The sequence below is a fragment of the Streptococcus mitis genome (genome assembly GCF_946188585.1).
In the GTDB taxonomy this organism is placed as follows: Bacteria; Bacillota; Bacilli; order Lactobacillales; family Streptococcaceae; genus Streptococcus; species Streptococcus mitis_DG.
Genome location: NZ_CAMHVI010000002.1, coordinates 112,466 through 135,307, shown reverse-complemented (window position 1 = coordinate 135,307; position 22,842 = coordinate 112,466). Strand labels below are relative to the sequence as shown.

Genomic DNA, 22,842 nt, shown 5'->3' with positions numbered 1-22,842 from the left:
AGGAGTAGAGATGAGAATTTTACTAGTAGATGACCATGAAATGGTCCGATTAGGGTTGAAAAGCTACTTTGACCTCCAAGACGATGTAGAAGTTGTGGGTGAGGCGGCAAACGGGTCTCAAGGCATTGACTTGGCCTTGGAATTGCGTCCAGATGTCATTGTCATGGATATCGTCATGTCTGAGATGAATGGGATTGACGCTACTTTAGCCATTCTCAAAGAATGGCCTGAAGCCAAGATTTTAATTGTGACTTCTTACTTGGACAATGAAAAAATCATGCCCGTTTTGAATGCTGGTGCTAGAGGCTATATGCTTAAGACTTCTAGTGCAGACGAACTACTCCATGCCGTCCGTAAGGTAGCTGCTGGAGAGTTGGCCATTGAGCAAGAGGTCAGCAAAAAAGTCGAATACCACCGCAATCACATAGAACTACATGAGGACCTGACTGCGCGTGAGCGAGATGTTCTCCAACTCATCGCCAAGGGCTACGAAAATCAGCGTATCGCAGACGAACTTTTTATCTCTCTCAAGACTGTCAAGACCCACGTGTCTAACATTCTTGCCAAACTTGAAGTCAGCGACCGTACCCAAGCAGCGGTCTATGCCTTTCAGCACCATTTGGTGGGGCATGGGGACTTTTAATAGTTATATAAAATAATGTTGGATAAATGGCTGACCTTAGTATCAAAGAAGCAAGCAAGTACCTCTAGCGTATTTGAAAAGCGCATTCATTACTTGAAAAAAGTCGCCTGTTTATGTTATAATAGACTGTATTTAAAAAATTTTAAGGAGAAATGACAGAATGTCTGTATCATTTGAAAACAAAGAAACAAACCGTGGTGTCTTGACTTTCACTATCTCTCAAGCCCAAATCAAACCAGAATTGGACCGTGTCTTCAACTCAGTGAAGAAATCTCTTAATGTTCCAGGTTTCCGTAAAGGTCACCTTCCACGCCCTATCTTCGACAAAAAATTTGGTGAAGAGTCACTTTACCAAGACGTTATGAACGCTCTTTTGCCAAATGCTTATGAAGCAGCTGTAAAAGAAGCTGGCCTTGAAGTGGTTGCTCAACCAAAAATTGACGTAACTTCAATGGAAAAAGGTCAAGACTGGGTTATCACTGCTGAAGTTGTTACAAAACCTGAAGTAAAATTGGGTGACTACAAAAACCTTGAAGTATCAGTTGATGTAGAAAAAGAAGTAACTGACGCTGACGTTGAAGAGCGTATCGAACGCGAACGCAATAACTTGGCTGAATTGGTTATCAAAGAAGCTGCTGCTGAAAACGGCGACACTGTTGTTATCGACTTCGTTGGTTCTATCGATGGTGTTGAATTTGATGGTGGAAAAGGTGAAAACTTCTCACTTGGACTTGGTTCAGGTCAATTCATCCCTGGTTTCGAAGACCAATTGGTAGGTCACTCAGCTGGTGAAACTGTTGATGTTATCGTAACATTCCCAGAAGACTACCAAGCGGAAGATCTTGCAGGTAAAGAAGCTAAATTCGTAACAACTATCCACGAAGTAAAAGCTAAAGAAGTTCCAGCTCTTGACGATGAACTTGCAAAAGACATCGACGAAGAAGTTGAAACACTTGCTGAATTAAAAGAAAAATATCGCAAGGAATTGGCTGAAGCTAAAGAAGAAGCTTACAAAGATGCAGTTGAAGGAGCAGCAATCGATAAAGCTGTAGAAAACGCTGAAATCGTAGAACTTCCAGAAGAAATGATTCACGAAGAAGTTCACCGCTCAGTAAACGAATTCCTTGGAAACTTGCAACGTCAAGGTATCAACCCTGACATGTACTTCCAAATCACTGGAACTACTCAAGAAGACCTTCACAAACAATACGAGGGAGAAGCTGAGTCACGTACTAAGACTAACCTTGTTATCGAAGCAGTTGCCAAAGCTGAAGGATTTGACGCTTCAGAAGAAGAAATCCAAAAAGAAATCGAGCAATTGGCTGCAGATTACAACATGGAAGTTGCACAAGTACAAAGCTTGCTTTCAGCGGACATGTTGAAACACGATATCACAATCAAAAAAGCTGTTGAATTGATTACAAGCACAGCAACAGTTAAATAATCTTATACTCTTCGAAAATCAAATTCAAACCACGTCAGCGTCGCCTTACCGTACTCAAGTACAGCTTGCGGCTAGCTTCCTAGTTTGCTCTTTGATTTTCATTGAGTATTAATAAATAAAAATCCCACCTGAATTGGTGGGTTTTCTTGTGCACTATTTTCTAAAAATCTCTTTGAGATCTGCGTCTGTAATCCCAATCATGGCCGGGATGCTGTCCCAGTTTTCTTCGGTCAGGATGTAGGATTGTTCAGAAGCGCTTGATGTGGCTGTTTCAGAGACAGCTGGTTGCTTTTCTTCAACTCTCTCCAATAAATCACTGAAGCGTTCAATCAGATAGGTTTTTCGGGCTGTTCCTATGTGCTGAGTAGCATAGTCGAAGGCCTGTAATTCGCCTAGTAAGATAAGCTTGCTTTTGGCGCGTGTAATGGCTGTATAGATGAGATTGCGCTCCAGCATACGCCTGCTAGCACTAGTGATAGGTAGGATAACAACAGGGAACTCACTTCCCTGGGACTTATGGATACTCATGGCATAGGCCAAGCGAATTTTGTACCATTCGTTACGTGGGTAAGAGACCTCGTTGCCATCAAAATTAATGACAATCTCGTCTTGCTTCGACTCGGTGTATTTACCAGGTATCAAGTCTGTGATAGCTCCTAAATCTCCATTGAAGACATTGATTTCAGCATCGTTGACCAAATGAATGACCTTGTCTCCCTTACGATAGTGGCACTGGGGAGCTTCAAAACTGAGTTGGTCTTTTTGTGGTGGATTGAGTAGGTCTTGCATGAGCTGATTGATAGCATCAATCCCTGCTGTCCCCCGGTACATGGGAGCCAGAACCTGAATATCACGTGCAGGGATACCACTTCTGAGGGCAGCGCCTAAGATTTTTTCAATCGTAGCTGGAATATGGCCACTAGCAATTTCAAAGTAGGAACGGTCTGCTTTTTTCTGGGTAAAGTCAGCTGGCAAGATGCCCTGTCGAATTTGACTAGCTAGGGTGACGATGGTTGATTCTTCGCTTTGACGGTAAATTTTTTCCAAGCGAGTCTGAGGAATCAAGGGAATATGAAGAAGGTCAGCTAGAACCTGTCCAGGGCTGACAGACGGGAGCTGGTCGCTGTCACCCACAATGAGAATCTTACTGTTAGAAGAGATGTTGGAGAAGAGCTGATTGGCTAGCCAAGTATCCACCATGGAGAATTCATCCACGATGATAAAGTCAGCATCCAGATAATCTTCCAGATGGCTGGTATCATCGTCGCCTGTCATTCCCAAGTGGCGGTGTATGGTCGCGCTAGGCAAACCTGTCAATTCATTCATGCGCCGAGCGGCTCGTCCAGTTGGAGCAGCAAGAAGAATAGGCAAGTTGCTTTTTTTCCTGAGGTCAAGTCCTTCTAAGAGGGAATAAACAGCGATGATACCATTGATAACCGTTGTCTTACCAGTACCAGGCCCACCTGTTAGGATAAAAACCTTGTTCTGGATAGCATCACAGATAGCTTGTTTTTGAATGCTATCATACTCAATCTCCAGATCTTCTTCGACAGTAGCGATATGTTTTTGAATGGTTTCTAAATCCTGACTCTTCTGTTTTCCTTTTTCAAGGATACGAACCAAGTGACTGCGGATGCCTTCCTCAGCAAAAAAGAGGCTATTGTCGAAGATTTTGGTATCAATCTGCTGAACCTTGTCTTCTTCAATGAGGCAGGAGAGTTCTTGGGCTACTTGGCTGGGGTCCAGTTCTACGGGACGGGAAGATTCAAGAAGAGTAAGGGTTTGTTCTAGCAAATCTCGTGCTTCAACATAGGTATCCCCTGTTTCCATACAGGCCTGAAAAAGACTGTGAACTAGACCGGCACGGAAGCGTTCAGGAGCCTGACTTTCGATGCCTAGCTCCTCAGCTAGCTGGTCAGCAATGGTAAAGCCCAAGCCCTTGATATCCTCAACCAACTGGTAGGGATAATTTTCAACCACATCAAGGGTTTCTTCCTTGTAAAAGTCTTGGATCTGAAAGGCTAGTTTATTGGGAATGCCGTAGTTGGCTAGTTTGGCCAAAACCATCTCCGTTCCGTAGTTGAGACGAAGAGTGGAGACGAATGCCTCGCGATTTTTGGCAGAGAGTCCTGCAATGCCTTCTAGCTTTTCTGGGTGTTGCAGAATTTCGTCAATGGTATTATCCCCATAGGTGTCCACGATTTTTTGAGCTGTCTTGAGACCAATTCCCTTGAAATGGCTACTGGAGAAGTACTTAACCAGCCCCTTGCTAGTTGGTTTTGCGCGTTCATAACGGCTGATTTGCAGTTGTTCTCCATACTTGGAGTGCTGGACAATTTGTCCCCAAAAAGTATAGTCTTCCCCCTCAATCACGTCAGCCATAGTACCAGTGACAATGATTTCAAAATCATCAAAATCCTCTGCGTCCGTATCTTCGATTTCTAGGAGGAGGATGCGATAAAAATTGCTGGGATTTTCAAAAATAATCCGCTCAATGGTTCCTGAAAAATAAACTTCCATAAAATTCCTTTGCATGAATAGGTGAGAGTTGGGGTTGTTTTTACTATAGTCAATAAACGATCCCTTCTCACGATAGAAGAAGAGGCTGAGATTGTCGATTCTCGGCCTCTTCGATTTCTTAAAATGTTCCGATACGGGTGATTGGCCAGAAGCGGAATTTAGCTTCCCCTGTGATATCTTTTGATTTAAAGGTACCTACGTGGCGGCTATCGCTCGAAACCAAGCGGTCATCTCCGAGGAGAAGGTATTCTCCTTCTGGAACTGTAAAGCTAAAGTTGGTATTGTAGTTGACATCAACTGTGAAGGCTTGAGCTTTTTGAGCGATACTTCTAAAGAAAGTTCCTTTATTTCCCTCAAATCCCTTGCCTGAGTATGTGCTTTGGAGTTTGTCATCCTTGAAACGTTTGATGTAGTCAGCTAGGTAAGGTTCATCTGTCTCTTTGTCATTGATGTAAAGTTTATCATTTTCGTAACGGATGGTATCACCAGGCATTCCGATGACACGTTTGACAATGTCCTTATTACCGTCTTCCTCATGGGCCACCACGATATCAAAACGGTCAATAGGGAGGTGTTTGACAACAAAGAGGATTTCACCATCCGCTAGGGTAGGATCCATAGAATGTCCTTCTACGCGGACGTTACTCCAAAAAAAGATACGGCTTAAAGCTAGTAATGACAGAATCAGGAGGAATACTCCCCACTCTTTTAGGAAATTTTTAAATGAATTCATAACTTACCTTTCTATGCGTTTTTTCGCTTTTTCAGTATTTTTAAAGTGCAGTTTGGCGCAGAAGTTGAGTCCCTGCATACCATAGGCTTGCAAAATCTGGCTAGCCACCTTGTCAGAAGCTGTTCCAGCTCCACTTGGAAGTTGATAGCCTAGTTCTCGTCCCAGATTTTCAAGATTTTCCAGAAAGAGATCACGCGCAATGATAGAAGAAACTGCTACAGCCAAGTATTTGCCCTCAGCCTTTTCTTCTAAGCTGATAGGATTGCTGAAACGATTGGCCTCTTGTGCCAAGTACTTGTCATAATTTTTAGCACTGGTAAAGGCATCAATCACAATTTTCTCAGGCTGAAGACCTTTTTGAAGGAGGAGATAGATAGCCTGATTATGGAGGGCAACCTTAACCGAAACCGCATTGTAGCGGTCTCCAATGACTTCGTTGTACTTGCTTGGTGAGAGAAGCAGTGCCTGGTGCTGGATTTTTTCTTTGAGGATAGGGGCAATCTGACGGATCTTTTGGTCGGTCAGAGTCTTGGAATCCCCCACACCGAGTTTTCGTAAGAAATCATGTTGGTCAGGTGTGACAAAGGAAGCCACAACTGCAAGCCCACCAAAGTAGGAACCATTTCCCACCTCATCTGTCCCAATCAAAGGGAGATTTTGTCCGCTGGTTTGCTCTAGAACTTGATAGCCAAAGAAACTAGCGTATTTCTCAGCGCCTTCACCCTGAAGTAAGACCTTTCCAGAAGTATAGATAGAAACCGTTGCTTGAGGTAGTCTCAAAAAGTAGCGGATATAGGGGTTCTTACTAGGAGCCAGATTGCTTTGATAGTGTTCAAGAAAAGCCTGAATCTCCTTTTCACTTGGTGTGAGTGTTATACTTGCCATAGTTTCTATTGTACCATAAAAGCAGGTAAATTTGTAAAAACTGACAAAATTAGCGAATTTTGGTATAATATCGTGAGGTGAATTTTATGGCAAATCTAAATCGATTCAAATTTACATTCGGGAAAAAATCATTAACCTTGACAAGCGAGCATGATAATCTCTTTATGGAGGAAATCGCTAAGGTTGCGACAGAAAAATACCAAGCAATTAAAGAACAAATGCCTAGTGCAGACGATGAAACAATCGCTCTTTTGTTGGCAGTCAACTGTTTATCAACTCAGCTCAGCCGAGAGATTGAATTTGATGATAAGGAGCAAGAATTAGAAGAACTCCGCCACAAGCTTGTGACTTGCAAGCAAGAACAGAGCAAGATTGAGGATTCCTTATGATTTCACTCCTTCTTCTATTGGTCTTGGCTTGGGGATTTTATATCGGCTATCGGAGAGGCCTGCTCTTACAGGTCTATTACCTGATTTCAGCCATGGCATCGGCTTTTGTGGCTGGCCAGTTTTATAAGGGACTTGGAGAGCAATTTCATTTGCTGCTCCCTTATGCAAATCCACAGGAAGGTCAGGGAACTTTCTTTTTCCCATCGGATCAACTCTTTCAGTTGGATAAGGTCTTTTACGCAGGGATCGGCTACTTGCTTGTATTTGGGGTTGTCTATAGCATCGGTCGTTTACTTGGTCTCCTCTTACACTTGATTCCTAGTAAAAAGCTTGGTGGTAAGTTGTTCCAAGTTTCAGCAGGTATCTTGTCCATGTTGGTGACCTTGTTTGTCTTGCAGATGGCCTTGACAATCTTGGCAACCATCCCCATGGTAGCTATACAAAATCCTCTTGAAAAGAGTATCGTCGCAAAACACATCATCCAGAGCATACCAGTAACAACCAGTTGGCTCAAACAAATCTGGGTGACAAATTTAATCGGATAAAAAGGGCAGGAGTTTTCCTAGCCCTTTGTTTACAGATTGATTCGAATTTATCAGGATGTAAAAAGCTAATACACCTAGACATTCAAAGACAAGGAAATAAAGATGAACAAGAAAATATTAGAAACATTAGAGTTCAATAAGGTCAAGGCCTTGTTTGAACCTCATTTGTTGACCGAGCAGGGCTTGGAGCAATTGAGACAGCTGGCTCCGACTGCTAAAGCGGATAAAATCAAACAGGCTTTTGCTGAGATGAAGGAAATGCAGGCTCTCTTTGTCGAGCAACCGCATTTTACTATTCTAGCAACTAAGGAAATCGCAGGAGTCTGCAAGCGTTTGGAGATGGGGGCAGATCTCAATATCGAGGAGTTCCTACTCTTGAAGCGCGTGCTTCTTTCTAGCAGAGAGCTTCAAAGTTTTTATGCTAATCTGGAAAATGTCAGCTTGGAGGAATTAGCCCTTTGGTTTGAAAAACTACACGATTTTCCGCAATTACAAGGAAATCTTCAGGCCTTTAATGATGCAGGTTTCATTGAAAATTTTGCCAGTGAAGAATTGGCGCGAATCCGTCGAAAAATCCATGATAGCGAAAGTCAGGTACGCGATGTTTTACAGGATCTGCTCAAACAAAAAGCGCAGATGTTGACAGAAGGAATCGTTGCCAGCAGAAATGGACGTCAGGTTTTACCAGTCAAAAACACCTATCGCAACAAGATTGCAGGTGTCGTTCATGATATTTCTGCTAGTGGAAATACCGTCTATATCGAACCCCGTGAGGTGGTCAAACTGAGCGAAGAAATTGCCAGTTTACGAGCAGATGAGCGCTATGAAATGCTTCGCATTCTCCAAGAAATTTCTGAACGTGTCCGTCCTCATGCGGCTGAGATTGCCAATGACGCTTGGATTATCGGCCATCTAGACTTGATTCGTGCCAAGGTCCGCTTTATCCAAGAAAGCCAAGCAGTTGTTCCTCAGCTGTCAGAAAATCAGGAGATTCAACTGCTCCATGTCTGCCATCCTTTGGTCAAAAATGCTGTCGCAAATGATGTCCATTTTGGCCAAGATTTAACAGCCATTGTCATCACAGGTCCCAATACAGGTGGGAAGACCATCATGCTTAAAACTCTGGGCTTGACGCAGGTTATGGCTCAGTCCGGTTTGCCGATTTTAGCAGACAAGGGAAGTCGTGTTGGTATTTTTGAAGAAATCTTTGCTGACATTGGAGATGAGCAGTCTATTGAGCAGAGCTTGTCTACCTTCTCTAGCCATATGACCAATATCGTAGATATTCTTGGTAAGGTCAATCAACATTCACTCTTACTCTTGGATGAGTTGGGGGCTGGTACAGATCCTCAAGAAGGAGCTGCCCTTGCCATGGCTATTTTGGAGGACCTTCGCCTGCGTCAAGTCAAGACCATGGCGACGACCCACTATCCGGAGCTCAAGGCCTATGGTATTGAGACAGCCTTTGTGCAAAATGCTAGCATGGAGTTTGATACTGCAACTCTTCGCCCAACCTATCGCTTTATGCAGGGGGTTCCTGGCCGAAGCAATGCCTTTGAAATTGCCAAACGTCTGGGCTTGTCAGATGTCATCGTAGGAGATGCCAGCCAGCAGGTCAACCAAGATAATGATGTCAACCGCATCATTGAACAATTGGAAGAGCAAACGCTTGAAAGCCGTAAACGCTTGGATAATATCCGTGAGGTGGAGCAAGAAAATCTCAAGATGAACCGAGCTCTCAAAAAACTCTACAACGAGCTCAATCGTGAAAAGGAAACCGAGCTCAACAAGGCACGTGAACAGGCAGCGGAGATTGTAGACATGGCTCTCAGTGAAAGTGATCAGATTCTTAAGAATCTCCATAGTAAATCTCAACTCAAACCCCATGAAATCATTGAAGCCAAGGCCAAGTTGAAAAAATTGGCTCCTGAAAAAGTGGACTTGTCTAAAAATAAGGTCCTTCAAAAGGCCAAGAAAAAACGAGCTCCCAAGGTGGGAGATGATATCGTGGTTCTCAGTTATGGACAGCGTGGTACCTTGACCAGTCAACTAAAGGACGGACGCTGGGAAGCCCAAGTTGGTTTAATCAAGATGACCTTGGAAGAGAAAGAATTTGACCTTGTTCAAGCCCAGCAAGAAAAGCAAGTCAAGAAGAAACAGGTCAATGTTGTGAAACGGACTTCTGGTCGGGGACCACAAGCAAGATTGGATCTCCGTGGTAAACGCTACGAAGAAGCCATGAACGAGCTTGACGCTTTTATCGACCAAGCCCTGCTCAACAATATGGCCCAAGTTGATATCATCCATGGTATTGGAACAGGTGTCATCCGTGAAGGAGTGACCAAATATCTACAAAGAAACAAACATGTCAAGAGTTTCGGCTATGCCCCACAAAATGCTGGGGGCAGTGGTGCGACTATTGTCACTTTTAAAGGATAGCAGTATTTCGGACTTTATACAGTAAAAACTGTTGAATTAAGTTTTACTAATAAACACATTGACAAAAGCCAACATTTTTTGTAAAATAAGAATCAATTAAATACCAACACCGAATGAAGTTTAATAGAAGTGGGTAATCGTTTGATTTTCCATGACTGTAAATGGACGGAACTCTGGAGAGACCGTAAAGGCACCGAAGGGGCAAGGCAGGCAACTGCTCAAACTCTCAGGTAAAAGGACAGAGCTAGGATAGACCGCTTTTTAGCATTTATCTAAGCATTCCAGAGTACATGTATTTTGCATGTGCTCTTTCTTTTGGGGTTGAAAAGATAGGAGAATAGAATGTTAGAATTGCTAAAATCAATTGATGCTTTTGTTTGGGGTCCTCCCCTCTTGATTTTATTGGTCGGAACAGGGATTTACCTCACTGCCCGTCTCGGACTTTTACAGGTTTTGCGTCTGCCCAAGGCCTTCCAGCTTATTTTTACCAAGGATAAGGGGCATGGTGATGTATCCAGTTTTGCGGCCTTGTGTACAGCCCTCGCAGCGACAGTTGGTACGGGAAATATTATCGGGGTGGCGACGGCTATCAAGGTCGGTGGACCAGGAGCTCTCTTTTGGATGTGGATGGCTGCTTTCTTTGGAATGGCTACCAAGTATGCTGAAGGACTCTTGGCGATTAAATACCGCACAAAGGACGACCATGGTGCAGTAGCGGGAGGTCCAATGCACTATATCCTTCTAGGGATGGGAGAAAAGTGGCGACCACTTGCCATCTTCTTTGCCCTGGCAGGTGTTCTAGTAGCTTTGTTGGGAATCGGGACCTTCACTCAAGTAAACTCGATTACAGAATCTATCCAAAATACAACAACTATTTCGCCAGCTATCACAGCTCTTGTTTTGTCTGTCTTAGTAGCGATTGCCGTTTTTGGCGGACTCAAGTCCATTTCTAAGGTTTCGACTACCGTTGTTCCTTTTATGGCCATCATCTATATTTTAGGGACACTTACAGTTATTTTCTTCAATATTGGCAAACTCCCAGCTACAATCACTCTAATCTTGACATCAGCTTTTAGTCCTGTTGCTGCGGTAGGTGGCTTTGCTGGGGCTAGCATTCGGATGGCTATTCAAAATGGTGTGGCGCGTGGTGTGTTTTCAAATGAATCTGGTCTAGGTTCAGCTCCCATTGCAGCTGCTGCGGCTAAGACAAATGAACCAGTAGAGCAAGGCTTGATTTCCATGACAGGAACCTTTATTGATACCCTCATTATCTGTACCTTGACTGGTTTAACCATCTTGGTAACTGGTGTTTGGAGTGGTGACTTGAATGGAGTTGCCTTGACTCAGTCAGCCTTCTCAACAGTCTTTTCACATTTTGGCCCTGCCCTCTTGACCATCTTCCTTGTACTCTTTGCCTTTACGACGATTCTAGGTTGGAACTATTACGGAGAACGTTGTTTCGAGTTCCTCTTTGGGGTTCGCTTTATCTGGCTCTACCGTGTGGTCTTTGTGCTCATGGTCTTGTTGGGAGGATTTATCGAGTTGGATATGGTTTGGATTATCGCAGATATCGTCAACGCCTTGATGGCCCTGCCAAACTTGATTGCCCTCTTAGTTTTATCACCAGTCGTTATTGCTGAGACTAAAAAGTATTTTGGTAAATAATGAAATCACACAGATTGTGTGATTTTTTGCTTTCATAAAGAATTTTTATCAGTGCAATTTAAAATATATATTATGCAAGGTATAGAATCTGTGATAGACTAGGTTTCAACAAAATGAAAAGAGGTTTTATGATGACAACATTTACAATTCATACAGTAGAATCAGCACCAGCAGAAGTGAAAGAAGTTCTTGAAACGGTGCAAAAAGATAACAATGGCTATATTCCCAACCTAATCGGTCTCTTGGCTAATGCTCCTACTGCCCTAGAGGCTTACCGTACTGTCGGAGCTATCAACCGTCGCAATAGCTTAACACCCGTTGAACGTGAAGTGGTGCAAATCACGGCAGCAGTAACCAATGGTTGTGCCTTCTGCGTCGCAGGTCACACAGCCTTTTCAATTAAACAAATCCAGATGAATGATGACCTGCTTCAAGCCCTTCGCAATCGTACTCCGATTGAAACAGATCCTAAATTGGATACTCTAGCTAAGTTTACCTTGGCGGTCATCAATACCAAGGGGCGTGTAGGAGATGAAGCTTTGTCTGAGTTTTTAGAAGTCGGCTACACGCAACAAAATGCTTTGGATGTGGTTCTTGGTGTCAGCCTAGCAAGTCTTTGTAACTATGCCAATAACCTAGCCAATACCCCAATTAATCCAGAATTGCAACCTTATGCATAAAAGGAGTAAAGACTATGGGATTTTTTTCAGAAGAATTTTTGAGCTGGTTGGATCAGCATGCTGATGAAATCGACAAACAGTCTTGTCAAGCTGGAGAGCAGCTGATTGAGAAAATTGCAGCAGAGGGAGCCTTTCGTGTAGGTGTTCCGGAATCTCTCGGAGGTTCAGGAGGAAGTGATCAAGATGTCATTGATATCCTTGCAGAACTTGCACAACATTCCTTAACAGCTTCTTTTATTTCATGGGGGCAACGCACTTTAATAGATAATATTCTCCATACAGAAAATTCCTATTTTAAAGAAAGCTATCTGGAAAAACTCTTGTCTGGAGAATATGCAGGTGCTACTGCCTTGTCCAATGCCGTTAAGTATTTATCTGACCTAGAGGAACTGAATGTTCGAATTATTGAAGAAAATGGACAATTGTATCTAAAAGGGAGACTGCCGTGGGTAACGAATGCTCGAAGAAATCGATTCTTAACTATTTTTGTGGCAGGTTTTACAGATGATCCAACTACAAGTTATGTGGTGGCTGTACCATCAGACGCAGAGAATTTTAGTCGTTCTGAAGACTTAGAATTTGTTTCTCTTCAAGGAGGAAACACGGCTGCTCTGACTTTTAATAAGGTCCTTTTGAAAGAGGAATGGATTTTATCAAAAGATGCTCATCAATTTTTGGCACAAAATCGTCCTGCTTTTTTAGGCTACCAATTTGGTCTAGCTTTTGGTTTAGCTGAACGTTCTCTATCAGAAGTAGAAAAAGAATTGGGGAAACGCAGTGTATTAACAGATGAATGGAAACATCAGGTTGAGCAGTTAGATGCTATTCGCCGAGAGCTTTATCGAGGTTTGTCTGACAGGTCTTATTTTGTTACCAATCCGCGGGAACTCTTTCAGTTAAGAATAGACATTGTGGATGTTGTTGCTCAGAGTCTTCTATTAGAGTTACAAGCAGGTGGCGGTAGAGGCTACTTTAGCAAATCAACATCAGGATTTATTCGTCGATGGAATGAAGGAGCATTTCTTCCAATTGTTTCTCCAAGCGCTGTTCAGTTACGCCATATCTTAGCAACGAGTTAAAAAGTAGAAAAAACGAAGTTTGAATTTTCAACTTCGTTTTTTTAAGTCCTCATTTAAGCGCTTTTATGCTATACTGAAATTAACATGATTATTGGAGGTTAGGATGAAAAAACTCCCCTTAGTATTTTCTGGTTGTTTACTCGGTTTAGCAGGAGCTGGGAATCTCGTTTTAGATACGTTGCCAGTTCTGTCACAGGTATTTAGTTTGACAGGTTTTATTTTGTGGATTTACTTTTTTATCTTTCATCTGCTTAATTGGGAAGAAACCAAGCAAGAATTGACCAAGCCCCCTCTTTTATCAGGAATGGCAACCTTTCCCATGGCTGGGATGATTTTATCGACTTATATCTTTCGTGTGTTTCCTGCATTTCCTTTAGTATCGCAAGGGATTTGGTGGTTTTCATTTCTCTTGGATTTGGCCTTGATTGCTGGTTTTACCATCAAATTTGCCTGTCCTGGTAAGAGAGTCAATGCGACTCCGAGCTGGACGGTACTCTATGTGGGGATAGCAGTGGCTGCCTTAACCTATCCTCTTGTAGGCATCATCGAAATTGCCTATGCGACCTTGAGTTTTGGTTTTCTCCTAACCTTCTATCTCTATCCCCTTATTTATAGCGATTTAAAGAAACACCCTCTTCCTCCAGCACTCTTGGGACAAGAGGGAATCTACTGTGCTCCTTTCTCTCTACTCTTGGCTTCTCTAGTTCGAGTTGGAGGAGCCAGCCTGCCGACTTGGATCTTAATCGTTATGATTTTGTCTTCCCAATCCTTCTTTTTCTTTGTTTTGACTCGCCTGCCCAATATTTTAAAACAAGGTTTTCAACCAGCTTTCTCAGCCCTCACTTTCCCAACCATTATCACAGCTACTTCGCTCAAGATGGCTCAGGGAATCTTGAAACTTCCATTTCTGGATTATCTGGTCTTGGCTGAAACTATTATATGCCTAACTATTTTACTCTTTGTTTTAGGTACTTATCTGATTTGGTTACGAAAAAAGGTCTAGCTAGAAATAGCTAAACCTTATTTTTTATGGTTTGATAATTTCAGCTCCACCCATATATGGACGAAGAACTTCAGGGATGGTCACAGAACCATCTTCATTTTGGTAGTTTTCAAGAATAGCAGCCACTGTACGTCCAACTGCAAGTCCAGAACCGTTCAAAGTGTGAAGGAGTTTCACCTTGCCGTCTGCTTCATCACGGTAACGGATTTGGGCACGACGGGCTTGGAAATCTTCTGTGTTTGAACAGCTTGAGATTTCACGGTAATTGTTTTGCGCTGGAATCCAAACTTCTAAGTCGTAAGTCTTGGCAGCTGAGAAGCCCATATCTCCAGTAGAGAGCGCAACGACACGGTATGGAAGGTTTAGTTTTTGAAGAATGTTTTCAGCGTTGGCAGTCATTTTTTCCAATTCTTCGTAAGATTCTTCTGGTTTGGCAAATTTAACCATTTCAACCTTGTGGAATTGGTGCAGACGAATCAATCCACGAGTATCACGTCCAGCAGAGCCAGCCTCAGAACGGAATGAAGGACTCATAGCAGTGAAGTAGATTGGCAGGTCTTTACCATCAAGGATTTCATCACGGTAGTAGTTTGTCAGAGGAACTTCAGCTGTAGGAATAAGAACATAATTGCTGTCGCTGAGTTCAAAAGTATCTTCCTTGAATTTTGGATATTGACCAGTTCCAAACATAGAATCATGGTTAACCATGTAAGGTGTGATGACTTCAGTGTAGCCTTCTTTTCCATGTTCATCCAACATAAAGTTGTAGATAGCACGTTCCAAACGAGCGCCGAGACCTTTATAGAAGAGGAAGCGAGCTCCTGTTACCTTACCACCGCGTTCCCAGTCAAGGATACCAAGGTCTTCACCAAGATCCCAGTGAGCTTTTGGCTCGAAGTCAAACTCGCGTGGAGTCCCCCAACGGCGAACTTCCACATTATCATCTTCATCAGCTCCGATAGGAACACTATCAGCTGGGATGTTTGGAAGGGTAGTGGTAAATTCTGTCAATTTAGAATCGATTTCTGCCAATTCGGCATCCAAGGCTTTGACCTCGGCAGATAGGGTTTGCATGGCAGCAATCTTGTCGTCTGCATTTTCCTTGTTGCGTTTGGCTTGGGCAATCTCAGCAGAAACTGTGTTACGTTCTGCTTTTAAAGTTTCAACCTTGACCAAGATGTCACGACGTTTAGCATCGATTTCTTTCATCTCATTCAAGATAGCAGTATCTACACCACGTGTAGCCAATTTTTCTGCAACAGCATCAAAGTCTGTACGAATACGTTTGATATCTAACATAAGAACTCCTTTATGAAAAAAGCACACCTGACAAAGCGTTGGAGTGGCAGGGCCACGGTTCCATCCAACTTCACAGGTGTGCACTTGATTGTATATGTAATTGTTACTAACGGTAGAATTTCACCTATCCCTCCTATCTGCTCGCAGCACCCGCAGACTTTCTGAAAGAAGAAGATAACCTACTTATCCGTTGCTATGATTATACTAAAGTTTCTACTTTTTTGCAAATAGATTTTTAAATTTTTGACCAATGGTCTGGAGTAGAGTCGGAAGTTTGACGACCTTGTCATTGCCCAGTTTTTCGCGAGCAATTTTAAGAATGGCACCGGAGTCTTTTGAAGCAAAGAGGAATTTTCCTCTGTCTGTAAAGACTTCGAAGTGACGACTGATTTTACGACCAGAGACATTGGCTCCAATTTGGTTGATATGGCTCCAAGGAATTTGGATAAATTGTTCAACATTGACATCTGGGTAAAATTCCAGAGCCTGATCCCCGACCAAGAATTTTCCCACTTTCCCAGCTATAGAGAGGTAGGAGGTGCCTGTTGTATTGAGAAGAACAGTTTTGTTAAGAGACTGGGCCATGATTAGTCTTCCTTGCTTTCACCGAAAAAGGCATTGTAGAGGGCTTTGATAGCTGCTTTTTCTTGGTCTTTATGGACAACAAACATGATAGAAACCTCACTAGAACCTTGAGACATCATCTGGATGTTGATCTTGTTTTCAGATAGAGCGCGAGTTGCAGTAGCAGTTACTCCGATATGACTCTTCATCTTTTCCCCAACAATCATAATGATTGAAAGGTCATGTTCGATTTCTGCATGATCTACTTCAGCTTTTTGCACCAACTGACGAAGGATTTCTTCTTCCTTGATAGGAGTTAGTTCGCGAGAACGGAGGATGATTGAAAGATCGTCGATACCTGTTGGCATATGCTCCCAACCGATATTAAGATCTTCAAGGATTTGAAGAACCTTGCGTCCAAATCCAACCTCACGGTTCATGAGGTATTTAGACATGTTGATGCTGACAAACCCAGAGTCACCGGCAATTCCCACAACGGGGAATTCATCACTACTGTGTTTTAGAACGATACGAGTACCTGGATGGTCAGGGTTGTTGGTATTCTTGATAACAAGAGGGATTTTTCCACGGTAGGCAGGGAGAAGGGCTTCGTCATGAAGAACTGAGAATCCTGCATAGGCCAACTCACGCATTTCACGGTAGGTCAACTCAGGGATCGAGTGTGGTTGGTGAATAATTCCTGGGTGAGCCGCAAAGATACCATCAACGTCTGTAAAGTTTTCATAAAGGTCAGCTTTGACACCAGCAGCAATGATAGAACCCGTAATGTCTGAACCTCCACGTGAGAAAGTACAGATTTGATTTTCCTTAGTAACACCAAAGAAACCAGGAATGACAAGGACTTCATTTGCATTTGTCAATTCTTCAATCTTGTCATAACTTGATGGAATGATGCGAGCGTGACCAGGTTCACTTGTGACCACAATACCAGCTTCTCTAGGGTGCACATAGCGTGCATCGATCCCGTTTTGATTAAAGTAGGCAGCAATCAATTTAGCATTGTTATTTTCACCGGCTGCTAGGAAAGTATCGTAGAGAAATTCGTTTTCTTCGATAGGAAGAGTAGCTAAGGCGCGAATACTTTTTGAAATTTTTTCTAGCACAGTTGGTTTAAGACCTAGTTCACTAACCATAGCAGCATAGCGGTCGATAATCCAGTTTTGACTCTTACTAATATCGTTACCAGCAACATAGTCGCGGTAGTATTTAATCAAGGCATCCGTAACCTTAGTATCTTCAGCATTGCGTTTACCAGGCGCAGAAACAACTACAAAACGACGCTCTGGATCGCTTTTGACGATGTTTAAAACTTTTTCTAATTGACTAGCAGAGGCAAGAGAGCTACCTCCAAATTTAACAACTTTCATAAGAACTCCTAAAGTAAGTATTTTATACGATTATAGCAGAAAGAAAGCCTTTTTTCAATGAAGAAAATAAGATGCTTTCTAGGACAAAGCGAGCCTTTTTTATCGGCTGAGACACTTTTAGTCGATTTTTTATTGCTTTCTGATTTCAAAAAAGATATACTTTGAAAATAAAATAATTTAAATCGCTTATAAAATAAAAGGAGTCCAGATGGAACACATTATTTATCAGCTTGAAGAGGATTTAGCAATCCTTACCTTAAACCGTCCTGAGGTCGCTAACGGTTTCCACATTCCCATGTGTGAGGAAATTTTAGAAGCACTAACTCTGGCAGAAGAGAATCCAGCTGTGCATTTTATCTTAATTAATGCCAATGGAAAGGTCTTCTCGGTTGGGGGAGATTTGGTAGAGATGAAGCGGGCAGTGGACGAGGATGATATTCCATCATTGACGAAAATCGCAGAATTGGTCAATGCTATTTCTTATAAAATCAAGCAAATTGCTAAACCTGTCTTGATGGAAGTTGATGGAGCTGTTGCAGGTGCCGCAGCGAATATGGCTGTTGCTGCAGATTTCTGCCTGGCAACGGATAAGGCTAAATTTATCCAAGCCTTTGTTGGCGTTGGTTTGGCTCCAGATGCAGGGGGAATTCACCTCTTGAGTCGAAGTATTGGTGTGACGCGTGCTGCTCAACTAGCTATGACAGGTGAGGCTTTGACAGCAGAAAAAGCTCTGGAGTGGGGGCTTGTTTACCGCGTCTGTGAAGCTGATAAACTTGAAAAGACGAGAGAACAGCTTCTTAAAAAATTAAGACGCGGGTCAACTAATTCTTATGCTGCCATCAAGAAGTTGGTTTGGGAAAGCCAATTTAAAGATTGGCAAGATTATGCTACTTTAGAACTGAACCTTCAGGAATCTCTAGCCCAAACGGAGGATTTTAAAGAAGGAGTTCGGGCTCATTCGGAGAGAAGAAGACCTAAATTTACAGGAAAATAAAAAAATACTTGCACCATTCTTTGAACTTTGATATAATTCTTTTGTCAAATGTTTTGATTCTAAAAGTTTTTTTGAAAAGGAGGGAAGGAAAGATTGGACTACCAACGAATTAATGAATATTTAACATCTATATTTAACAATGTCCTCGTTATTGAGGAAGTTAGCTTGAGAGGTAGTCGTTTCAAGGATATCTCCATCAAAGAAATGCATACGATTGATGTGATTGGAAAAGTTCCAGATGTGACACCAAGTCAAGTGTCAAAAGAGTTGATGGTGACTCTTGGGACGGTTACGACTAGTTTGAATAATCTCGAACGCAAGGGCTACATTGAACGCATTCGTTCAGAACATGATCGACGTGTAGTGCATCTGCATTTGACAAAGAAAGGTCGCTTGGTTCATAGGCTACATAAACGCTTCCACAAGGCCATGGTTGAAAAAATCATTGATGGTATGAGTAAGCAAGAAATGGAGGTTATGAGCAAAGGTTTGACTAATCTTTATCAATTTTTGGAGGATTTGAGATAATGGCTTTTGCAAAAATAAGCCAGGTTGCTCATTATGTGCCAGAGCAAGTGGTTACAAATCATGATTTGGCTCAGATTATGGATACCAATGATGAGTGGATTTCAAGTCGGACGGGAATACGACAAAGGCATATTTCAAGAACAGAATCTACTAGTGATTTGGCTACAGAGGTTGCTAAGAAACTGATGGAAAAAGCTGAAATCACAGGAGAGGAGTTGGATTTTATCATCCTAGCTACCATTACTCCAGATTCTATGATGCCCTCTACAGCTGCTCGTGTTCAAGCTAATATTGGTGCTAATAAGGCCTTTGCTTTTGACCTAACAGCGGCTTGCAGTGGATTTGTATTTGCATTATCAACTGCTGAAAAGTTTATCGCTTCTGGTCACTTTCAAAAAGGCTTGGTGATTGGTAGTGAAACCCTCTCTAAAGCAGTCGATTGGTCAGACCGATCAACAGCTGTTTTGTTTGGAGATGGTGCTGGTGGTGTCTTGTTAGAAGCTAGCGAGCAAGAGCATTTTTTGGCTGAGAGTCTCAATAGTGATGGGAGTCGTAGCGAGTGTCTAACTTATGGACATTCAGGCTTGCATTCTCCGTTTTCAGATCAAGAAAGTGCAGATTCATTTTTGAAGATGGATGGGCGTGCAGTCTTTGATTTTGCTATTCGGGACGTAGCCAAGTCTATCAAGCAGACTATTGATGAATCTCCTATAGAGGCGACAGACTTGGATTATCTGCTACTTCATCAGGCTAATGACCGTATTTTGGATAAGATGGCTAGAAAAATCGGTGTTAACCGAGATAAAATTCCAGCCAATATGATGGAATATGGCAATACCAGTGCAGCAAGTATCCCGATTTTACTTTCAGAGTGTGTAGAACAAGGTCTCATCCATTTAGATGGTAGCCAGACTGTTCTTTTATCAGGCTTCGGTGGAGGCTTGACCTGGGGCACGCTCATTCTTACAATTTAGGTAATCATGTGGTGAACACATTGTTATAAAAAACTATTTATTTTAAAGGAGTCCTATCATGGCAGTATTTGAAAAAGTACAAGAAATTATCGTTGAAGAACTTGGGAAAGACGCATCAGAAGTAACACTTGAATCAACTTTTGATGATTTGGACGCAGATTCATTGGACTTGTTCCAAGTAATCTCAGAAATCGAAGATGCTTTTGATATCCAAATCGAAGCAGAAGATGACTTGAAAACAGTTGGTGACTTGGTTGCCTACGTTGAAGAGCAAACAAAATAAGCAGAATACAAATAGAAGGAGTAGGGAAACCCGCTCCCTCTTGTTTAGGCAATAGTTTGATTTTCAAATTATGACAGTATCGAACTATTACGTAAGCAAGAACTGATGGAGGCACTATGAAAACGCGTATTACAGAATTATTGAACATTGATTATCCTATTTTCCAAGGAGGAATGGCTTGGGTTGCTGATGGTGATTTGGCAGGGGCTGTTTCTAAGGCTGGAGGACTAGGCATTATCGGTGGGGGAAATGCCCCTAAAGAAGTTGTCAAGGCTAATATTGATAAAATCAAATCATTGACGGATAAACCTTTTGGTGTCAACATCATGCTCTTGTCTCCATTCGTGGAAGATATTGTGGATCTAGTCATCGAGGAAGGTGTTAAAGTAGTTACAACAGGCGCAGGAAATCCAAGCAAGTACATGGAACGCTTTCATGCTGCTGGCATTACAGTTATTCCCGTTGTACCTAGTGTTGCTTTAGCTAGACGCATGGAAAAAATCGGTGCGGACGCCGTTATTGCAGAAGGAATGGAAGCTGGGGGACATATTGGGAAATTAACAACTATGACCTTGGTGCGCCAGGTAGCTGCCGCTGTATCTATTCCTGTTATTGCTGCAGGAGGGATTGCGGATGGAGAAGGTGCTGCCGCTGGCTTTATGCTAGGTGCAGAGGCTGTTCAGGTTGGAACTCGTTTTGTCGTTGCAAAAGAGTCTAATGCCCATCCAAATTACAAGGCGAAAATTTTAAAAGCTAGAGATATTGATACTACGATTTCAGCTCAACACTTTGGACATGCTGTTCGAGCTATTAAAAATCAATTGACTCGTGATTTTGAAAAAGCTGAGAAAGATGCCTTTAAACAGGAAAATCCTGATTTAGAAATCTTTGAACAAATGGGAGCGGGTGCTCTAGCCAAAGCAGTTGTTCACGGAGATGTGGATGGCGGATCTGTCATGGCAGGTCAGATTGCAGGACTTGTTTCCAAAGAAGAAACCGTTGAAGAAATCCTAAAAGATTTATACTATGGAGCTGCTAAGAAAATTCAAGAAGAAGCATCTCGTTGGGCAGGAGTTGTAAGAAATGACTAAAACAGCCTTTTTATTTGCTGGTCAAGGTGCCCAGTATTTAGGGATGGGACGGGACCTTTATGATCAGTATCCGATTGTCAAAGAAACGATTGATCAAGCGAGTCAGGTTCTTGGTTATGATTTGCGTCATCTCATCGATACAGAAGAAGAAAAACTCAATCAGACACGCTATACGCAACCAGCCATTCTAGCGACTTCGGTTGCTATTTACCGCTTATTGCAAGAAAAGGGCTATCAGCCTGATATGGTTGCTGGTTTGTCTCTTGGAGAATACTCTGCCTTGGTGGCCAGTGGCGCCTTGGATTTTGAAGATGCGGTAGCCTTGGTAGCTAAGCGTGGTGCCTATATGGAAGAAGCGGCTCCTGCTGGATCTGGCAAGATGGTAGCAGTTCTCAATACGCCAGTAGAGGTCATTGAGGAAGCCTGTCAAAAAGCTTCTGAACTTGGAGTGGTTACCCCAGCCAACTATAACACACCTGCACAAATCGTCATTGGTGGAGAAGTGGTTGCAGTTGACCGAGCTGTCGAACTCTTGCAGGAAGCAGGCGCGAAAAGATTGATTCCTCTCAAGGTTTCAGGTCCTTTTCATACCGCTCTCCTTGAGCCTGCTAGCCAGAAACTAGCTGAAACTCTAGCCCAAGTATGTTTTTCAGATTTTACTTGTCCCCTAGTCGGCAATACAGAAGCTACCGTGATGCAAAAAGAAGACATTGCTCAACTCTTGACGCGTCAGGTCAAGGAACCAGTTCGTTTCTATGAAAGTATTGCAGTTATGCAAGAAGCAGGCGTAACCAACTTTATCGAGATTGGACCGGGGAAAGTCTTGTCAGGCTTTGTCAAAAAAATTGCTAAGACAGCTAAACTAGCCAATGTCGAAGATCAGGTGAGCTTGGAAGCCTTGCTAGAAAACTAGTAATCCCTTCTCCCATAAATACAAGAGGAAACAGGAGAAAAGAATGCAACTAAAAAATAAGAATATCTTTATTACAGGATCGAGTCGTGGAATTGGTCTTGCCATTGCCCACAAGTTTGCTCAAGCAGGAGCCAATATTGTCTTAAACAGTCGTGGGGCTATCCCAGAAGAATTGCTAGCTGAGTTTGCAGACTATGGTGTCAAGGTGGTTCCTATTTCAGGAGATGTATCCGATTTTGCAGACGCTAAGCGTATGGTTGAGCAAGCTATTGCAGATCTGGGTTCAGTAGATGTTTTGGTTAACAATGCAGGGATCACCCAAGATACCCTGATGCTCAAGATGACAGAAGCAGATTTTGAAAAAGTTCTCAAAGTCAACCTGACTGGTGCCTTTAACATGACACAATCAGTCTTGAAACCGATGATGAAAGCCAGAGAAGGTGCTATCATTAATATGTCTAGTGTTGTTGGTTTGATGGGAAATATCGGTCAAGCTAACTATGCTGCTTCCAAGGCTGGTTTGATTGGTTTTACCAAGTCTGTGGCGCGTGAAGTGGCCAATCGCAATATCAGGGTCAATGCTATCGCACCTGGAATGATTGAATCCGATATGACAGCTGTCCTATCAGACAAGGTAAAAGATGCCATGCTTGCGCAAATTCCTATGAAAGAATTTGGACAGGCAGAGCAGGTTGCAGATTTGACAGTATTTTTAGCAGGCCAAGATTATCTAACTGGTCAAGTGGTTGCCATTGATGGCGGTCTCAGTATGTAGCAGAAGCT

Annotated in this window: 22 protein-coding genes and 1 riboswitch; of the genes, 16 read left to right on the top strand and 6 right to left on the bottom strand. The window is 42.6% G+C overall.

Going from position 1 to position 22,842, the window contains the following annotated elements; translation table 11 throughout:
• The first annotated feature begins 10 nt into the window (after positions 1-10).
• Both N8M66_RS03345 and tig read left to right on the top strand, forming a co-directional pair.
• Positions 11-643: a response regulator gene (locus N8M66_RS03345; RefSeq protein ID WP_261045652.1), complete on the top strand. Its 633-nt coding sequence runs from the start codon at positions 11-13 to the stop codon at positions 641-643.
• 160 nt (positions 644-803) lie between these two features.
• On the top strand, positions 804-2,087 hold the full coding sequence (tig, locus tag N8M66_RS03340; RefSeq protein WP_261045651.1) for a trigger factor: 1,284 nt from the start codon (positions 804-806) through the stop codon (positions 2,085-2,087).
• A 153-nt stretch (positions 2,088-2,240) separates the two neighbouring features.
• Here tig and N8M66_RS03335 read toward each other — a convergent pair whose 3' ends face one another.
• The 3 genes from N8M66_RS03335 to rnhC all read right to left on the bottom strand — a co-directional run bounded on the left by N8M66_RS03335 (position 2,241) and on the right by rnhC (position 6,225).
• Positions 2,241-4,607, bottom strand: coding sequence for an ATP-dependent RecD-like DNA helicase (locus N8M66_RS03335; RefSeq protein WP_261045649.1), 2,367 nt, complete (start codon positions 4,605-4,607; stop codon positions 2,241-2,243).
• 118 nt (positions 4,608-4,725) lie between these two features.
• Positions 4,726-5,340: a signal peptidase I gene (lepB, locus tag N8M66_RS03330; protein ID WP_261045647.1), complete on the bottom strand. Its 615-nt coding sequence runs from the start codon at positions 5,338-5,340 to the stop codon at positions 4,726-4,728.
• 3 nt (positions 5,341-5,343) lie between these two features.
• Positions 5,344-6,225, bottom strand: a complete 882-nt coding sequence (gene rnhC / locus N8M66_RS03325; RefSeq protein WP_261045645.1) for a ribonuclease HIII — start codon at positions 6,223-6,225, stop codon at positions 5,344-5,346.
• Positions 6,226-6,311: 86 nt separating this feature from the next.
• Between rnhC and zapA the strand changes: the two genes are divergently transcribed.
• From zapA to N8M66_RS03290, 7 genes are all read left to right on the top strand, one after another.
• On the top strand, positions 6,312-6,614 hold the full coding sequence (gene zapA / locus N8M66_RS03320; RefSeq protein ID WP_000002019.1) for a cell division protein ZapA: 303 nt from the start codon (positions 6,312-6,314) through the stop codon (positions 6,612-6,614).
• Entirely contained in the window at positions 6,611-7,159 is a 549-nt protein-coding gene (locus N8M66_RS03315) for a CvpA family protein (RefSeq protein WP_261045644.1), read from the top strand. Before zapA ends, N8M66_RS03315 begins: the two co-directional genes overlap by 4 nt.
• Positions 7,160-7,261: 102 nt before the next feature.
• Positions 7,262-9,598: an endonuclease MutS2 gene (locus N8M66_RS03310; protein ID WP_261045641.1), complete on the top strand. Its 2,337-nt coding sequence runs from the start codon at positions 7,262-7,264 to the stop codon at positions 9,596-9,598.
• Between the two features lie 163 nt (positions 9,599-9,761).
• A riboswitch (glycine riboswitch) is annotated at positions 9,762-9,850 on the top strand.
• Between the two features lie 90 nt (positions 9,851-9,940).
• Complete coding sequence (locus N8M66_RS03305) at positions 9,941-11,263, top strand: alanine/glycine:cation symporter family protein (protein ID WP_261045639.1); 1,323 nt, start codon at positions 9,941-9,943, stop codon at positions 11,261-11,263.
• A 131-nt stretch (positions 11,264-11,394) separates the two neighbouring features.
• Positions 11,395-11,943, top strand: coding sequence for a carboxymuconolactone decarboxylase family protein (locus N8M66_RS03300; protein WP_061424394.1), 549 nt, complete (start codon positions 11,395-11,397; stop codon positions 11,941-11,943).
• Positions 11,944-11,957: 14 nt separating this feature from the next.
• Positions 11,958-13,022 carry an acyl-CoA dehydrogenase family protein gene (locus tag N8M66_RS03295; RefSeq protein WP_261045634.1) on the top strand — a complete coding sequence of 355 codons (1,065 nt, stop codon included), beginning with the start codon at positions 11,958-11,960 and terminating at the stop codon, positions 13,020-13,022.
• 103 nt (positions 13,023-13,125) lie between these two features.
• Positions 13,126-14,025 (top strand): TDT family transporter, encoded by a 900-nt coding sequence (locus tag N8M66_RS03290; RefSeq protein ID WP_261045632.1) that lies wholly within the window; start codon positions 13,126-13,128, stop codon positions 14,023-14,025.
• A 24-nt stretch (positions 14,026-14,049) separates the two neighbouring features.
• Here N8M66_RS03290 and serS read toward each other — a convergent pair whose 3' ends face one another.
• From serS to N8M66_RS03275, 3 genes are all read right to left on the bottom strand, one after another.
• Positions 14,050-15,324 (bottom strand): serine--tRNA ligase, encoded by a 1,275-nt coding sequence (serS, locus tag N8M66_RS03285; RefSeq protein ID WP_261045630.1) that lies wholly within the window; start codon positions 15,322-15,324, stop codon positions 14,050-14,052.
• A gap of 213 nt (positions 15,325-15,537) precedes the next feature.
• On the bottom strand, positions 15,538-15,909 hold the full coding sequence (locus tag N8M66_RS03280) for a DUF956 family protein (protein WP_261045629.1): 372 nt from the start codon (positions 15,907-15,909) through the stop codon (positions 15,538-15,540).
• 2 nt (positions 15,910-15,911) lie between these two features.
• Complete coding sequence (locus N8M66_RS03275; protein ID WP_261045628.1) at positions 15,912-17,276, bottom strand: aspartate kinase; 1,365 nt, start codon at positions 17,274-17,276, stop codon at positions 15,912-15,914.
• A 208-nt stretch (positions 17,277-17,484) separates the two neighbouring features.
• Between N8M66_RS03275 and N8M66_RS03270 the strand changes: the two genes are divergently transcribed.
• From N8M66_RS03270 to fabG, 7 genes are all read left to right on the top strand, one after another.
• Positions 17,485-18,270, top strand: coding sequence for an enoyl-CoA hydratase (locus tag N8M66_RS03270; RefSeq protein ID WP_261045626.1), 786 nt, complete (start codon positions 17,485-17,487; stop codon positions 18,268-18,270).
• 93 nt (positions 18,271-18,363) lie between these two features.
• Entirely contained in the window at positions 18,364-18,798 is a 435-nt protein-coding gene (locus tag N8M66_RS03265) for a MarR family winged helix-turn-helix transcriptional regulator (protein ID WP_000386356.1), read from the top strand.
• Positions 18,798-19,772 carry a beta-ketoacyl-ACP synthase III gene (locus tag N8M66_RS03260; protein WP_261045624.1) on the top strand — a complete coding sequence of 325 codons (975 nt, stop codon included), beginning with the start codon at positions 18,798-18,800 and terminating at the stop codon, positions 19,770-19,772. Before N8M66_RS03265 ends, N8M66_RS03260 begins: the two co-directional genes overlap by 1 nt.
• Before the next feature lie 58 nt (positions 19,773-19,830).
• Complete coding sequence (locus tag N8M66_RS03255; RefSeq protein ID WP_000257838.1) at positions 19,831-20,055, top strand: acyl carrier protein; 225 nt, start codon at positions 19,831-19,833, stop codon at positions 20,053-20,055.
• A 116-nt stretch (positions 20,056-20,171) separates the two neighbouring features.
• Positions 20,172-21,146, top strand: coding sequence for an enoyl-[acyl-carrier-protein] reductase FabK (gene fabK / locus N8M66_RS03250; RefSeq protein WP_261045622.1), 975 nt, complete (start codon positions 20,172-20,174; stop codon positions 21,144-21,146).
• Positions 21,139-22,059 carry an ACP S-malonyltransferase gene (gene fabD / locus N8M66_RS03245; protein WP_261045620.1) on the top strand — a complete coding sequence of 307 codons (921 nt, stop codon included), beginning with the start codon at positions 21,139-21,141 and terminating at the stop codon, positions 22,057-22,059. The genes fabK and fabD overlap by 8 nt, the downstream gene beginning before the upstream one ends.
• Positions 22,060-22,102: 43 nt before the next feature.
• Positions 22,103-22,834, top strand: a complete 732-nt coding sequence (gene fabG, locus N8M66_RS03240) for a 3-oxoacyl-[acyl-carrier-protein] reductase (protein WP_261045618.1) — start codon at positions 22,103-22,105, stop codon at positions 22,832-22,834.
• Positions 22,835-22,842 lie beyond the last annotated feature (8 nt).